12 protein-coding genes are annotated in these 14499 nt (G+C 62.8%); 6 read left to right on the top strand and 6 right to left on the bottom strand.

Annotated features, from left to right (window positions below; genetic code table 11):
- Positions 1 to 10 precede the first annotated feature (10 nt).
- Positions 11 to 1030, top strand: a complete 1020-nt coding sequence (locus tag JL108_RS08175; protein WP_205197825.1) for a glycosyltransferase — start codon at positions 11 to 13, stop codon at positions 1028 to 1030.
- Between the two features lie 241 nt (positions 1031 to 1271).
- Here the strand turns inward: JL108_RS08175 and JL108_RS20440 are convergent, their stop codons facing one another.
- From JL108_RS20440 to JL108_RS08160, 3 genes are all read right to left on the bottom strand, one after another.
- Complete coding sequence (locus JL108_RS20440) at positions 1272 to 2543, bottom strand: O-antigen ligase (protein ID WP_205197824.1); 1272 nt, start codon at positions 2541 to 2543, stop codon at positions 1272 to 1274.
- Between the two features lie 151 nt (positions 2544 to 2694).
- Entirely contained in the window at positions 2695 to 3513 is an 819-nt protein-coding gene (locus tag JL108_RS08165; protein ID WP_205197823.1) for a WecB/TagA/CpsF family glycosyltransferase, read from the bottom strand.
- A gap of 15 nt (positions 3514 to 3528) precedes the next feature.
- Positions 3529 to 4560, bottom strand: coding sequence for an NAD-dependent epimerase/dehydratase family protein (locus JL108_RS08160; protein WP_205197822.1), 1032 nt, complete (start codon positions 4558 to 4560; stop codon positions 3529 to 3531).
- Positions 4561 to 4799: 239 nt separating this feature from the next.
- On the opposite strand from JL108_RS08160, the gene JL108_RS08155 reads away from it, so the two are divergent.
- Both JL108_RS08155 and JL108_RS08150 read left to right on the top strand, forming a co-directional pair.
- Positions 4800 to 5966 carry a nucleotide sugar dehydrogenase gene (locus JL108_RS08155; protein ID WP_205197821.1) on the top strand — a complete coding sequence of 389 codons (1167 nt, stop codon included), beginning with the start codon at positions 4800 to 4802 and terminating at the stop codon, positions 5964 to 5966.
- 72 nt (positions 5967 to 6038) lie between these two features.
- Positions 6039 to 6650: a hypothetical protein gene (locus JL108_RS08150; protein WP_205197820.1), complete on the top strand. Its 612-nt coding sequence runs from the start codon at positions 6039 to 6041 to the stop codon at positions 6648 to 6650.
- Positions 6651 to 6814: 164 nt separating this feature from the next.
- Here JL108_RS08150 and JL108_RS08145 read toward each other — a convergent pair whose 3' ends face one another.
- The 3 genes from JL108_RS08145 to JL108_RS08135 form a co-directional block, all read right to left on the bottom strand.
- A complete protein-coding gene (locus JL108_RS08145) occupies positions 6815 to 7597 on the bottom strand; it encodes a DUF3800 domain-containing protein (protein WP_240190827.1) in 783 nt (260 codons plus the stop codon).
- A 400-nt stretch (positions 7598 to 7997) separates the two neighbouring features.
- Positions 7998 to 8933: an NADP-dependent oxidoreductase gene (locus JL108_RS08140; RefSeq protein ID WP_205197818.1), complete on the bottom strand. Its 936-nt coding sequence runs from the start codon at positions 8931 to 8933 to the stop codon at positions 7998 to 8000.
- A 123-nt stretch (positions 8934 to 9056) separates the two neighbouring features.
- Positions 9057 to 11099, bottom strand: coding sequence for a serine hydrolase (locus tag JL108_RS08135; protein ID WP_205197817.1), 2043 nt, complete (start codon positions 11097 to 11099; stop codon positions 9057 to 9059).
- 235 nt (positions 11100 to 11334) lie between these two features.
- On the opposite strand from JL108_RS08135, the gene JL108_RS08130 reads away from it, so the two are divergent.
- The 3 genes from JL108_RS08130 to JL108_RS08120 are packed head-to-tail and all read left to right on the top strand — an operon-like array spanning position 11335 to position 14490.
- The gene (locus tag JL108_RS08130; protein WP_205197816.1) at positions 11335 to 12894 is read left to right on the top strand and encodes a rhodanese-like domain-containing protein; all 1560 of its coding nucleotides are present in this window, start codon (positions 11335 to 11337) and stop codon (positions 12892 to 12894) included.
- Entirely contained in the window at positions 12891 to 13751 is an 861-nt protein-coding gene (locus JL108_RS08125; protein WP_205197815.1) for an ABC transporter permease, read from the top strand. Before JL108_RS08130 ends, JL108_RS08125 begins: the two co-directional genes overlap by 4 nt.
- Positions 13741 to 14490 (top strand): ABC transporter ATP-binding protein, encoded by a 750-nt coding sequence (locus JL108_RS08120; RefSeq protein ID WP_205197814.1) that lies wholly within the window; start codon positions 13741 to 13743, stop codon positions 14488 to 14490. Before JL108_RS08125 ends, JL108_RS08120 begins: the two co-directional genes overlap by 11 nt.
- Positions 14491 to 14499 lie beyond the last annotated feature (9 nt).

Below are 14499 nucleotides of genomic sequence, written 5' to 3'. Positions count from 1 at the left end.
AGGATATCCTATGACCACAGGATCACCGCTTAGAAGTAGTAAGCCTTTAGTAACCATTATTTCTGCCTATTACCGTCGAGCGCATGCCGTCGCACCGACATTGGAATCCATCCGGGATCAAAGCTACGATAATTTCAACGCAATCATATGGGACGACAACTCCCCCGATGAAACCTGGAGAGAACTCGATCGGGTAGCACGCGAAATAGGCGATCCTCGCTTCACGGTCTATCAGCATTCCGAAAATCTCGGTCTAACACGGGGTTTCAACGAAGCCATTGCAAAGATTGATTCCGAGTACATCGCCATTGTAGGCTCCGGCGATATTTGTCACCCGGATCGGATATTGAAGCAAGTGCGCGCACTTGAGGGTGACCCTGAAGCCGCCTTCTGCGCCACGGGCAGTACTACGACCGATCCCATTCAAGGCACAACGTTCTTCGACAGCAGCTTTTCGAGCACCATCATTACGCGGCAAGATATTGAGACGACGTGCCCGTTTACTCATGGTTCCGTAATGTATCGCTCAGACCGCCTGAAAGAAATAGGCGCGTTCGAACCGACGTTTAAGTGGTGCGCAGACTGGGATGTGTTCTTTCGGCTGCTGAAAAAAAGCCACGCCATATTCATTCCCGAAGTGTTATACATGCGCACCGCTCAGCTGGATGGGGTAAGCTTTCATCCACGAAAAGCATTCGAACAAATCGAGTTCAAACATCTGGCTCTAGAATTATCGCGCTGCTCGGAAGAGCAGCGCCAGACAATTCTCGCGAACGTCCAATCTGACGGCATCCCCGAAGCGCTTCCCGCCCGCAGCGGTGCCATAGCTCGCGACCTCGCGCGCCGAAACGTCAAGCTCTACTTAATGAAACGCAGACGCGACGCCATCGAAATGTCACGAATGGCAGTCGCTCGTGGCGTCGGTTACCCCTTGAAGTATCGTGCTTACTTGAGAGTGGCCGCGCTACTCAGCCACATCGGCTTCGACCCAAACCTTCTCATTAAGGTCGCCCGCTCGCTACCACGATAGCGGCCTGTACGTCCTGCTACTATGCGATAAATCCAAGAAGATCTTGGCCGATCACCTCTCGTGCTCGCCCTGCGCCTCGTCCGATCGCTTGAGAACACGACCGGACTAAAACAATGCGAGCCCCGAGTCGTGCGCCCCACAGTCGACGCATGCCCGACGCCCCAAAATCACATACGCCCGCCCCACTGAAAAGTGTCAGATCAACGAGCGCCCGGGCCAGTTCGCGAAATGTGGTCGACGCCTACGCCTTGGCCTCCGGCTGCTCAGTGTCGCCGACACGCGGCCGCGCCCTAGACCGTGCACGAGGCAATTCCAGCTTTCCTCTGTCTATCAACAAGCCGAAGTATGTCAATAGAAGAACAAAAGTACCGAAATGGTTGTAGTTGAAGAAGATGAACATAGACGTCGACGCGGCAATAAGTACCGTCGTCAATGAGAACACAGCGAGGCCAACCGGATCCTCCGAGTTGTAAAAACGCATGTATCCGCCGAACTGCACACTCACGACTACAAAGACCAAGACAGCGGCGCCCCAGATTCCTAGGTCAACACTGGTCTGAATCAGACTATTATGAAAGTGTGGTACAGCGTAGTTTTGAAACCTGTCAATCTGTCCGCTAATAATTTCGCCGTACTCAGAGTTAAAGTATGCGTTGAAGCCCCACCCCAGGACTGGCCGTTCAAGCCACGCCCTGAAACCCCACTCCCACAATGGCAGCCGCCCCGTCAACGTTGGGTCGCGGTCGAGAGCCGTAGCCACGGCCGCAAGCATGCTCACCGCGAGAGGCACAAGAAGGGCCAAGCCGACAACGATTAGCGTGCCAAGTTGGTGAACACCCAAGCCTAGACGGCGGGAGACTTTTCCTATTGCGACGCCCACCATCGCCACACCGAGTAGAATAAGCCCCGTCGAGGAACCCGTTAGCAACACGAATGTCACCAGAATGAGGCACTGAAAAAACCTAGACGAACCCTTTACCATAGAGATAGAGATGGCGAAGGCAACTGCAGCGTAGAGGGACGCCATTATCTTGTGCGGATACAAACCGCGGAGCGGCTGCATACCGAAGATATTCGGTCGTTCATGATTGTCGAGATACATGACAGGCTCAAAACGAAAGCAGTAGAGGACTATACCGACGCCGCAGAGGAACGTGACGAGACGGGCAACCAAGCTCAACGTTCTCGCGGTTCCCAGCTCAGCCACCATCACATAGGCAACCACAGTGTTTCCGAGCAACATCATCCCGTACTGGAGGGACGCCTCAGGCGCAACCGACCACAGCGAGGAGATCGTAAAGGCTCCGCCTAAAATCAAACACCGGAGAATTCCCTCTTTGGATACCGACTTCGAAGTCAGAACCACTAAGCCCGAGAGTCCGTGCATTGCAATCCAGCTCAGTACGAACAACGTGTTGTCGCGCCCGACCCCGGCGGGCACATTGGGTATGAGCAAGACGGCGTTCGCGCCAAGGGTAAAAGCGACGTATACGCAGAAGAACGCGATCCGCACGCCCGAGGGATGAGGTCGGCTTGGCTCTTGGCACCTACCACCACGCTTACCGGCTACAGGTCTCTCAAGCAACGTGTGACCCCTCTTTGTCCAGCGACGCAAGCCTCGCGCTGACGGTTACCTGTCGTGCGATCTTCAGCTCCACGAGACGCTATGCCCGCGGACTCCGTCTCGACCAGTCGGTGTGGCGAAGAATTCTGTATGCTGCATAGGGATTAGTCGTAGCATAGCGCCATAATAGTCGCCTTGGATCGTTGACTACCCGATGTAACCATTCAAGACCCGCGGCCTGCATCCACCGCGGAGCCCTCGGTGCCTCGTCAGCCAAGAAGGAGTACAGACCACCGCAAGTCTTAAGCCATCCCACGCCCCGAAGCTCGTGACGCATCTTCACGCACCACTCCTCTTGTGCCGGCTTGCCCAGTGCTACCCAGACGACGTCAGTCTCAGACGAAACGATGCGCTGACGCAATTCATCAACTTCCTCGGGTAGGAAGTATCCATGCTGCCTTCCCGAAATCGACAGCGTCGGATATTCCTCGCGGACCCTCGCAACGGCTTCCGCATTTTGCTTCTCCGTCCCCCCCAAGAAGAAGAATCGCAGACCCGCGCCGGCGGCGGCGCGGGCGGCGTCGTGAAAGAAGTCCGTCGTCGCAATTCGTTCCGCAATGGGGTGTCGCGTGAGTCGCGACGCGAGCACCACGGGCATCCCGTCGGCGTGGACGATATCAGCCGCACCCATCAATCGCTCAAATTTCCCATTTTGTCCAGCCAAAGCTATGCCCTGGCCGTTGGAAGAGAACACTAGTTTTGGAATCTTAGCTTTTCCCTTCTCCCGCGCTTCGCGTGCAGATATACAGTCGTCAACCATCCGGTCGGCGAGCTGTTCTCTCGTAATCCGGATCGTCTCGAAAGCACCGATCCTGATCGTCGATGTATCCCGAGCGGGTGCCTTGCGGTACGTAGCCATGGGCAAACTCCTGTACTAGATCCTAGGTGCCGCAGCAGTGGCAGATGTCGCGTACCATCGAGCAAATTTGGCCAATCCGTCCCTGAGGGGAGTGGACGGTCTAAAACCAAAATCTTGTTTCAGCTCGTCCACATCGGCGTAAGTTTGGTAAACATCGCCTGGCTGCATCGGCAGCAGCTCGTGTTTAGTGGGCTCGGAGATGACCCCTTCTTCGATAAGAACTCGCTCCAGCGTCTCGACGAACCCGAGTAACGACTCTGGTTGGTTGTTACCGATGTTGTAGACCTTGTGGCGAACACCAGTCGCACTCTCGTCGGGTGCTTTACCCATCACGTTCACGACACCCGTAACGATGTCGTCGATGTACGTGAAGTCGCGTCGCATGTCGCCCATGTTGTAGATCTGGATGGGTTCGCCTCGGACGATCTTGTCGGTGAACTTGAAGTACGCCATGTCCGGACGGCCCATCGGTCCATAAACGGTGAAGAACCGCAAGCCAGTTGACGGGATCCCGTAGAGACTGGCGTACGAGTGCGCCATGAGCTCGTTGGACTTCTTCGTCGCCGCGTAGAGAGACACCGGGTTGTCCACTTGGTCCGACGTCGAGTACGGCACCTTCTCGTTGGTCCCGTAGACGCTGGAGGAGCTGGCGTAGACGAGGTGCTCGACCGGGTGCGCGCGGCAGGCCTCGAGGATGTTGAAGAAACCGATGAGATTGGAGTCGATGTAGGCACGCGGGTTCTCGATCGAGTACCGGACGCCCGCCTGCGCGGCAAGGTTCACCACGATCGATGGTCGATGCTCACGGAAGACGGCGTCGACTGCGTCGGCATCGGCGAGATCCCCACGGACGAACACGAATCGGCCCGAGTCACCTGCGGCGTCCTTAAGCATCTGGAGCCGATCCTCTTTGAGGCGGACGTCGTAGTAATCGTTGAGATTGTCGAACCCGATGACCACACTCTCCGTGGTCTCGAGGAGCCGCTGGGTCAAGAACGCGCCCACGAAGCCCGCCGCACCCGTGACCAGAATGGTCGCCTTGGACAAGAGGATCTCCTCAATCTCTGCGTTTTTCGGGCTCAGGCACGCCTCCCACGCGCGGACCGAGCGTAGTCGGCCGGGCAACGGTCGCTACTAGATGATGAGTGTATCGGGACACAGACGCCCTCTGGCCAGGTTCGGAGCCTGAGTTACCCATTCACCCTCGGTTCACAGTGTTCGATAGTTATCTCAAAATTGACGAGTTGGCCAACGACACACCGCAACGACCCAATAGCCTTGCTCTCATGAAGATCGCGGCCGCGGGTAGCGGATACGTCGGACTGTCCAATGCTGTCGTGTTGGCGCAGCACCATGAGGTCTACCTCGTGGACATCGACCCGGCCAAAGTCGAACAGGTCAACCGGCGCGAGTCGCCCATCGAGGACGCCGACATTGAGCGCTACCTGGCCGAGGTTCCGCTGAAACTCACCGCCACGCTCGACCCCGCCGAGGCCTATAGCGACGCCGATTTCGTCGTCGTCGCCACACCGACGGACTACGACCCTAAGACGAACTACTTCAACACGCGCTCAGTCGAAGCCGTGATCGATGACGTGCTCCGCATCAACCCCAGCGCGCACATCGTCATCAAGTCCACCGTGCCGGTCGGGTATACAGCCGCACTGCGTGAACAGCACCCCGACGCATCGATCATCTTCTCCCCCGAGTTCCTGCGCGAAGGCAAGGCACTCCACGACAACCTCCACCCGTCGCGGATCGTCGTCGGCGATCGCAGCGAGGTGGGACAGCGGTTCGCCGACCTGCTCGTGGAAGGTGCTCTCGATGAGGACGTCCCCGTTCTCCTCACCGACTCGACGGAGGCCGAGGCGATCAAGCTCTTCGCCAACACCTACCTGGCCCTACGCGTCGCCTACTTCAACGAGCTCGACACCTACGCCTCCCACCACGGACTCAACACCCAACAGATCATCGAAGGCGTCGGTCTCGACCCCCGCATCGGCAACCACTACAACAACCCGTCCTTCGGCTACGGCGGCTACTGCCTACCCAAGGACACCAAGCAGCTGCGTGCGAACTACGACGAAGTCCCCCAGAACCTCATCCAGGCCATCGTCGACGCCAACACCACTCGCAAGGACTTCGTCGCCACCGACATCCTGCGTCGCAACCCCACCACCGTCGGCGTCTATCGGCTCATCATGAAGGCCGGCTCCGACAACTTCCGGACCTCATCCATCCAGGGCGTCATGAAGCGCATCAAAGCCAAGGGCGTCGAGGTCATCGTCTACGAACCCACCCTCGACGACGACCTCTTCTTCAACTCCGAAGTCGTCAACGACCTCGACGACTTCAAGAAGCGCGCCGACGTCATCATCGCCAACCGGCGCACGACCAATCTCGCTGACGTGAGCGACAAGGTCTACACCCGAGACATCTACGGCACGGACTGAGGAATGATCCTGCCAGCAGACCTCCGCACCAGGCCGATCACCGGGCGCAGGCGAGGGACAGGAAGCGTCAGCGTGCTCGGCGCTTACCTCATCGCCCTAGCGGTGGGAGTACTAGTGGGCGTAGTGCTCGTCGACTCGCCACTATGCGCCGCACTTCTGTCCAGTGCCAGCTTCGGCCTGAGCATTGCAGTGTTCCTTCAGCTCCTCCCCGCTCGGATCGCTTTCAACATCGACAGTGTTTGCGAACCAAGAGTCCGAACCTGGCTAGCTGGCGATTCTTACTGGGCCGGTCTGCTAGCCATCGCCCTCGGAGCAAGCGGCCTGGCAGCATCGGCCGAAGCAATCAACCGGGCTGCCGCATATGTGCCAGCGGGCGTCTCGGTTGCGACTGGCATTACTGCCGGGATCTGGCTCGCAGCCAAGTCCAAGCCGAGACGCCACCGCCTGATCCCGTCCGGGTCGCATTGCTTTGTACTGAGGAATGGCATGCGGCTCCCCGGCATTGTCATCGATGCGTCGACGAACCCTAGCGGCGTATGGAAGGCCTACAAGGTGGTGTGGCGCGAGAACGACGAGTGGAACTGCGGCAATCTCGACGACAGGGCTGTACTCCCCTGTTCGCATCTTCAGCATGTGAGAGCACTCAACCAGCTCATCTTCGGCCGTCGCTGTTCAACCCACTGATTTGCCTGAAAAAGCTGGGAATGCACACGGGCCGATTCGTTTCGTGCCATGGATCTACGCTGCATTCCACCTACACAATCGCGGCCGTTCCCATATGCATGCAGTTGGTGACCGCGGCCTGCGCCCGAGACGTCAACGGCAAAGACTGACGCATGCGGTGGGTTCTAGTCGCCGAACCGCTTGCGGTCCAGGGTCTTGAAGTAGCCCTTCTTCAGTGCACGTTCCGCACTCGCTTTCGGCGTGGAGAAGAAGTCCCGCTCTGACGAAGAGAGCCCCACCGTCTCGATCTTCTTACGCAGCAATGCCATAGTGCAACACAAATCAGCCATCTGGAACAGGCTGTAGTCCGAAGGCACGACGTTGCGGACCTCGACGCTCAAGTGGGCGTTGAAAACGCTATTGACGAGGTTCGTGATCTCCTTCTGGCCGTTGTCGTAGTAGATGACGATGCGTTCCCACCGCGCGAAAAACTCATACTCGGCGCGGATCCAAGCGCCAAGCTCACGCGACATGGCGCTGACGAGCCGATCGCTGTCGTCGAGCTCCCTCTTGCTGAACACCCAGGAGTGGTAGGTGACGTCACATCTGTGTACGAAATCGACGAGCATTCGAAAGATCGAACGCCGATCAGTCAGCCCCATCCAGCGGTACTCCCGCTCCCGACGAATCAGCGGACCAGTGTGGACGGCGTGATCTTGTGGAAGCTTCCGAGCTCTCAGTCCCTCGTGGATCGAGTCGAGGTGCCTTGAGATGTCGTCACTCTGATCGTGCAAGACGAGACTGAGAACGTAGAACGGAGAGTGCCTCTGGAAAGGCCCGAAATCGCCCGACTCATCAATGAAGATGCTGAGTTCTCGCAAGACAGGCTTCCCAGAAAAAGCTTCAGGCGGGTAAATACCCGCCTGAAGATGTGTGGCGAGGGTATCCCCGCCTAGAGGGTGGACCATGGCCCTTCGGCCAGCCCAGTGCGACGATCCTAGCACGGCGTTCAGAAGCTCGACAGGCTCCACCAGCTAAAACGCCGCGACGCTCGACGGCTTCTGACAGGTCAGATCAGGTCGACGAGGGTGTCGATCTGCCCTGCCGCGGGGACGAAAATTTGGGCGGTCTCCCACAAGCCTTCGGACCCTCGATCAGGACGGCACCGATGTAGCCGAGACGCGCGTCAAGTTCTCGATCCGCGATCCGCGATCCGCGGACGATAGGTGGCCATGGTTCTATTCTCGTGTTTGCATATAACTGAGACGACCTTTTACAAGATGCGCGTAGCGGGGCACCCCGGCCTCGAGAATCGGCCATGGCCGCATAAGGGCGGGACAGCACCATGTCGGGAGGTGTCGACCAAGCTCAGTCCTCGCTGATGTGGAGGACGACCTTGCCGCCGCCGTGGCCTTCCTGGTTCGCGCGCAAGGCGTCACCGGCCTGCTCCAGGCCCTCGAACTCGCGGGTGATGTCGATCTCGACGCGGCCCGCGGCCACGAGGTCGGCGAGCCACTGTAACTGCCCGCCATCGGGGCGCACCCAGACGATCTCGTCCTCGATACCCGGTACGTCGTGCTCGGCGATCGAGGCGTGGCGACCATCGTCGGCGAGCACCGCCCGCGTCACGTCGTAGACACCGCCGACGAAGTCGGCCACCGCATCGACACCGCCCGGCGCGATCTCCCGCACCCGATCCGCGAGGCCGTCACCGTAGACAACCGGTACGACACCGAGCTCACGCAGGCGATCATGGTGGCGCTCCGAAGCCGTCCCGATGACCGTACTGGCGCCCAGCACCCGAGCGAGCTGCACGCCGATGCGTCCGACACCGCCCGCCGCGTTATGCACGAGCACGACATCGCCCTCACCCACGCCGAGACGATCACGGATCGTCCGCGCCGCGGTCTGGCCGGCGAGCGGAAGGGCCGCCGCCTGCTGCCAGGTCAGCTCGCGCGGCTTCCGCGCGATCGCCCGCACCGGCACGGACACGTGCTCGGCGAACGTGCCCGCCTGAACCCAGTCCTTGCGCCCATACGCGAGCACATGATCGCCGACCGCCACCTCGGGCGCATCAGGACCGACGGCCCGGACGACACCCGCGACATCCCACCCCGGCACCACCGGGAATCGGACCTCCATCAGCGCGTCCAGTCCCCCGGCCATGACCTTCCAGTCCACCGGGTTGATCGACACCGCGCGCACCTCCACGAGGGCCTCGCCCGGCCCCACCCGTGGGTCCGGCAGCTCCCCGGTCTGCAGCACATCGACGTCACCGTACGAGTCATAGAACGCAGCACGCATACCCATCACAGCGCATGACCCACCACCAGCATTCCCCCGCACGGCCCCTGATCGGCGCGTCGCGGGAACAACCATGACGATGCCCACCGGCGCGGGATCCGGTGGGCATCGTCGTGGCTCCCCCTACTGATCAGCCGGCGCGGCCCTCCTCCGCCAGACGAGCAACCCGCCACCCGCGAGCGTCAGCAGCAACGCCAGCGCCACGAGGGTCATCGAGTCCGCGGGAGCCCCGAGATCCGGCAGATCTCGGCCGTCCGCGACCGGGCGATCGGTCTCACCACGATCCACCCCGTCGGGAGTCTCACCCGGAGGTGGCGGCGTGGGCTCCGGCTCCGGGGTCGGCTCCTCCGGTGCCGTGTCCAGCGCGTAGGCGTACACCGCCGCACCGATCCGCTGGAGATACGGATTGGCCGTCGCCTGCACATCCCCGCTGAAGCCCTCCGCGCCCCGAGAGAACACCGAGAGCGTCATCTCCTGGCCCGGCACCAGCAGCATCCCGACATCGTGGCTCACCACATCGTTCTCCCCCGTCTTGTGCGCCAACACCTCAGCGGGCACCGTCGCCCCGAGCTTGGTCTTCACCTGCTGCGCGAGCATCAGCTCCACGATGTGCTGCGCCGACTCCGCGCTCAGGAACTCCGGCATCGCCTGCTCCCCCGACGCGATGTCGTAGAACAGGACCATCAACTGATTCATCCCCCGCGGTGTCAGCCACACGTCGCCATCGGGCGGAACCACCGGACCGAACATCTTGCGGCCGAAGTGCAGATCGCGCTGAGCGATACCCGCGTCCTGGGTGAGCGTGTTGATCGCCTCGAAGCCGCCCACCACGTCGACCAGCTTGTTCGTCGCCGTGTTGTCGCTGACCGTCACCATCAACTCGAGCAGAGTGCCGACGCTGACATCCTGCGGGAACGGGTTGTCCTTCAACGTCCCCGACCCGCCATACCGCTCGTCCTCCGTGATCGTCACGACGTCATCAAGAGACAGCTGACCGCGCTCCACCTGGTGCATCACCGCAGCCGCCAACGACATCTTGATCGTGCTCGCGGTCGTGAACCGATCCTGCGCCCCGAGGAAGAGCTGACGATCCTCGTAGTAGCCCGACAGATCCTCGATCGCCACACCGATGTCGATACCGTTCGCCCGCGCCTCGTCGATGATCGGCTGGACGACCGCCGCCAGCTCCGGCCAGTTCTCCGGCGTCGGCTGATGTTCCGGCACCAACGGTTCGCGCGTCGCGTCGTACACGATCGACGCTGCACGCTGCACATAGACATCGACCTGCGGGCGCTCGATCACGGCAGGATCGAAGGAGGTGGTCACCGTCAACGCCACCTCGCGGCCGGGCACCAGGATCAACCCCGAGTCGTGCGACACATCGGCCAACTCACCCGTCTTGTTCGCCAGCACCTCCCGCGGAATCACCGCACCGAACTTCGTGTCGACCAGCTGACCCTTCATCAACGAGATGATGTGCTCGCTCGACTCCGGGCTCAGCACCTCGTGCTCGTAGAGCATCCGCACCAGCTCGTTCACCTCACCGCTGGTGATCCAGTTCTCCTGCAACGGCGGCGACGCCGGATGGATCATCTTGCGACCCAGCCACAGCTGCTCGAAGCCCAATCCCTCGATGTACTCATTCACCCCGTCGAACCCGCCCGCACGGTCGATCAGCACATTGGTCGCCGTGTTGTCCGAGACCTGCACCATCAGCTCCATGAGCTCGGCGATGGTGATGTCCAGCGGGAACTCGCGATCGCGCAGCGTCCCCGATCCGCCGACGATATTGCTGCTGCCCGCTTCGATGGTGACGACCTCGTCGAGGCTCAACCGGCCCTGATCGGCCTCGTCCATCAGCGCCGCCAACAGCGGCAGCTTGATGATGCTCGCGGCCTTGACCGGCTCCTGACCGCCGACCTGGAAGGTCGCACCCGAGAACACGCCGCTCAGATCCGTGACGGTCGCGCTGAGGTCGACCCCCGCCTCAGCGGCCTCGGCGGACAGATGTTCGAGGCTCGCACTCATGTCGTGCCAGGCCTCGTCGGCAGTCGACTGCGCCGATGCCGGCACAGCGGCGATCAGCGGAAGCGCCACCAACCCGGCGACCGCCGCGGCGACGCGAGCGCGGACCCTCCCGGACCGCACTGGAGATGAAGTTGTCATCGGAACCTCTCGTCAGAGCGCCACTCCCTCCGCGGCGCGTCCCGACGAGGCTATGGACACCATGCTTCGTCCCGATGACGACGAGTTCTCACTCGCGTGACGAGATGTGACGACCCGAGCGCCGTACATCAATCACCGCCCGGCACTGTTCTCGCTCACATGATGAGCAGCCGTTTTCGCCCCTGGACGCCTCGGTAATTTCACGGCTCTCACGTCGTCAACAGATCGAGGCCCCATGTCCAGCATCATCACCGCCGCACAGCTGCGCGAGCTGCTCGACACCGACAGCGAGCTCGCGGTACTCGACCTGCGCACCCCGCAGGAGCGCACCACCGGACACATCGCCCGCAGCACCGGAGTGCCGCTCCACGACCTCGAACAGCGCATCGCGCGCTTGGTGCCACGGAGGCACACCCCGATCGTCCTCGCCTCGACCCGTGACCTCGACGAACGCGGCACCGCGATCCTCGGCGATCTCGGCTACACCGATGTCCGCCTCCTCCCGGACGGAGTCGGCTCCTGGACCGAGGCGGGACAGCGTCTCTACACGGGCACCAATGTGCTCAGCAAGACCCTCGGCGAGTGGATCGAGGAGACCTTCGGCACCTCCACCGTCGACCCTCAGACCGTGCAGGACTGGCGCGAGGAGGGACGGGATGTCATCGTCCTCGACAGTCGTCCGCACGCCGAGTACGTCCACCACCACATCCCCGGCGCCTACGACACCGGCGGCGGCGCCGAGCTCGCCTACCGCGGCCTCGACACCGTCCCGGACCCGGACACGACCATCGTCGTCAACTGCGCCGGCCGCACGCGCGGCATCGTCGGCGCGCAGTCGCTCGTCAACACCGGCATCCCCAACCCCGTCTACTCGCTGCAGAACGGCACTCCCGCCTGGGAATGGGCCGGACTGGAGATCGTTCAGGGCGACGAGAAGTCCCTCGACGCGCCCCTCCACGTCGAGCGCCACCTGCTGCGCTGGGCCGCCGACACCCTCGCCGAGGCCGAGGCCGAGGTCCTCGACTCCACCCAGGTGGACGCCTGGCTTCGCGACACCGCCCACACGACCTATGTCATCGACATTCGCAGCCCCGAGGAGTACGCCGCCGGCCACCTCCCCGGAAGCCACCACGTCCAGGGTGGACAGCTCATCCAGACCAGCGACGAGCACCTCGCCGTGCAGCAGTCGCGCGTCGTGCTCATCGACACCGAGGATCACGTGCGCGCCGCGAGCACCGTCCAGTGGCTGCGCTACCTCCACCGCGGCCCGCTCGCCATCCATACCTACACCCCCAGCGGCCTCACGATCGAGTCCTCCGACATCTCCGTGCCCGCTGTCTCCACGATCAGCGGCGTCGAGCTGGCCGAGATCGTCGGCACCGGCACCGCCACGGTCGTCGATCTGCGGTCGTCAAGCGCCTACCGACGCGCTCACGTCCCCGGCTCGATCCACGCCCGACGCGAACACCTTGAGAGCATCGCCGACGGCGCCTCCTCTCCCCTCGTCCTCGTCGGGGACTCGAGCTATCTCCCGCACTTCGCGGCCGCCGAGCTGACAGCGCCCGCTGCCGTGCTCGACGGCGGAATCGACGCCTACCTCGGCGAGCTCACCGCCGAGCGTCCCGCCTATGCCGGGGACATCGTCGATCAGACCGGGCCACCGCCCTTCGGCCCCGAACGCGATGCCTTCTACCGTGCCTACTTCGAATGGGAGTACAGCCTCGTCCCGAGCTCCGAGGGCGACCCCGACTTCGGCTTCGACCGCATCGCCACCCGCACGAGGCTCCTGCGATGAGCACCACCATCGCACCCGCACGCGACGACCTCGCCACCATCACGCGGCGCTACGCGTCCACCGACGACACCGCTCGGACCACGCGTACCCCCAGCCGGTGGCGCCAGCTGGCCCTGCGTGCCGCCGCGCCCCTCCTCGTCCTCGTCCTCTGGCAGATCGGTAGCTCCAACGGCTGGATCTCGCCGGTCATCCTCCCGAGCCCCGCGACGATCCTCGCCGCCTACCGGGAGCTGTGGTCGACGGGGGACCTGCAGGCCGCACTCCCGATCTCGCTCCAGCGAGCCGGCCTCGGACTGCTCGTCGGAGGCCTCGCCGGCCTCGTCCTCGGGGTGATCGCCGGCCTGTCGGTCACCGCCGAACGCATCTACGACGCGCCCCTGCAGATGATCCGCACCATCCCGTTCATCGCGCTCGTGCCGCTGTTCGTCGTCTGGTTCGGCATCGGCGAGGACTCGAAGGTCGCCCTCATCATCGGCGCGTCGATCTTCCCGGTCTACCTGAACACCTACCACGGGATCCGGGGCATCGACCGCAAACTCCTCGAGGTCGCCCGCAGCTTCGAGATGTCGCGCTGGCAGACCGTCCGGCTCATCGTGGTGCCCCAGTCGCTGCCCAGCATCCTCGTGGGCTGGCGCTACGCCGCCGGCACAGCGCTCCTGGCCCTCGTCGCCGCCGAGCAGATCAACTCCCGCGCCGGCATCGGCTACATCCTCAACACGGCCAACCAGTTCCAGCGCACCGACATCATCCTCGCTGGAATCCTCGTCTACGCCGCACTCGGCCTCCTCGTCGACGCCGTCATGCGGGGCATCGAACACCTGCTCTTGCCCTGGAGGGCCACCCACGATGGCAGCTGACCTGATCACCCCTCCAGCACCCCAGGTCGTCGACCTGCGCGGACTCTCCAAGAGCTACGGCGACCAGGTCATCCTCGATGCGATCGACCTGACCGTCGAACGAGGCGAGTTCGTCGCGCTCCTCGGACCGTCGGGCACCGGCAAGACCACGCTGCTGCGCATCCTCGGCCGCCTCGAGGACGCCACCTCCGGCGAGGCGACCATCGCGCAGCGCACCTCCGTCGTGTTCCAGGAGCCGCGCCTCATCCAAGCGCAGAAGGTCTGGCGCAATGTCGTCCTCACCGACGGCCACGGCACAGCCAGCAAGGCCCGCGCGGTCGCCGCCCTCGACGAGGTCGGCCTCGCGCCGAAGGCCGACGCCTGGCCCAAGGTCCTGTCCGGCGGGGAGGCACAGCGCGTCGGACTCGCCCGCGCGCTCTACCGTTCGCCCGACCTCCTGCTCCTCGACGAACCCTTCGGGGCTCTGGATGCCTTCACCCGGCGCACGGCACACGACCTCGTCCTGCGGCTCTGGAACGACCACCGGCCCGGCGTCCTCCTCGTCACCCACGACGTCGAGGAATCCATCGTGTTGGCCGACCGTGTGCTGATCCTGGGCGACGGCCACGTCCAGGCCGATATCCCCGTCGACCTCGAACGTCCCCGCGACACCACCTCCGCGGCATTCAACGCCACCAAACGACTCGTGCTCCACCACCTCGGACACGTCTCCGCCCGCCCTCACACCACCGCCTCCTGACCCCGACCG

Source organism: Aeromicrobium sp. YIM 150415 (assembly GCF_016918125.1).
Lineage (GTDB): Bacteria > Actinomycetota > Actinomycetes > Propionibacteriales > Nocardioidaceae > Aeromicrobium > Aeromicrobium piscarium.
The sequence above is the reverse complement of the archived record's forward strand: the minus strand, read 5'-3'. Positions and strand labels throughout refer to the sequence as shown.

Excerpts from the sequence above, each read along its gene's own strand:
- JL108_RS08175 (WP_205197825.1), top strand. The coding sequence starts at position 11 with ATGACCACAGGATCACCGCTTAGAAGTAGTAAGCCTTTAGTAACCATT.
- JL108_RS08165 (WP_205197823.1), bottom strand. The coding sequence starts at position 3,513 with ATGGCTACGTACCGCAAGGCACCCGCTCGGGATACATCGACGATCAGG.
- JL108_RS08155 (WP_205197821.1), top strand. The coding sequence starts at position 4,800 with ATGAAGATCGCGGCCGCGGGTAGCGGATACGTCGGACTGTCCAATGCT.
- JL108_RS08145 (WP_240190827.1), bottom strand. The coding sequence starts at position 7,597 with ATGGTCCACCCTCTAGGCGGGGATACCCTCGCCACACATCTTCAGGCG.
- JL108_RS08140 (WP_205197818.1), bottom strand. The coding sequence starts at position 8,933 with ATGCGTGCTGCGTTCTATGACTCGTACGGTGACGTCGATGTGCTGCAG.
- JL108_RS08135 (WP_205197817.1), bottom strand. The coding sequence starts at position 11,099 with ATGACAACTTCATCTCCAGTGCGGTCCGGGAGGGTCCGCGCTCGCGTC.
- JL108_RS08130 (WP_205197816.1), top strand. The coding sequence starts at position 11,335 with ATGTCCAGCATCATCACCGCCGCACAGCTGCGCGAGCTGCTCGACACC.
- JL108_RS08125 (WP_205197815.1), top strand. The coding sequence starts at position 12,891 with ATGAGCACCACCATCGCACCCGCACGCGACGACCTCGCCACCATCACG.
- JL108_RS08120 (WP_205197814.1), top strand. The coding sequence starts at position 13,741 with ATGGCAGCTGACCTGATCACCCCTCCAGCACCCCAGGTCGTCGACCTG.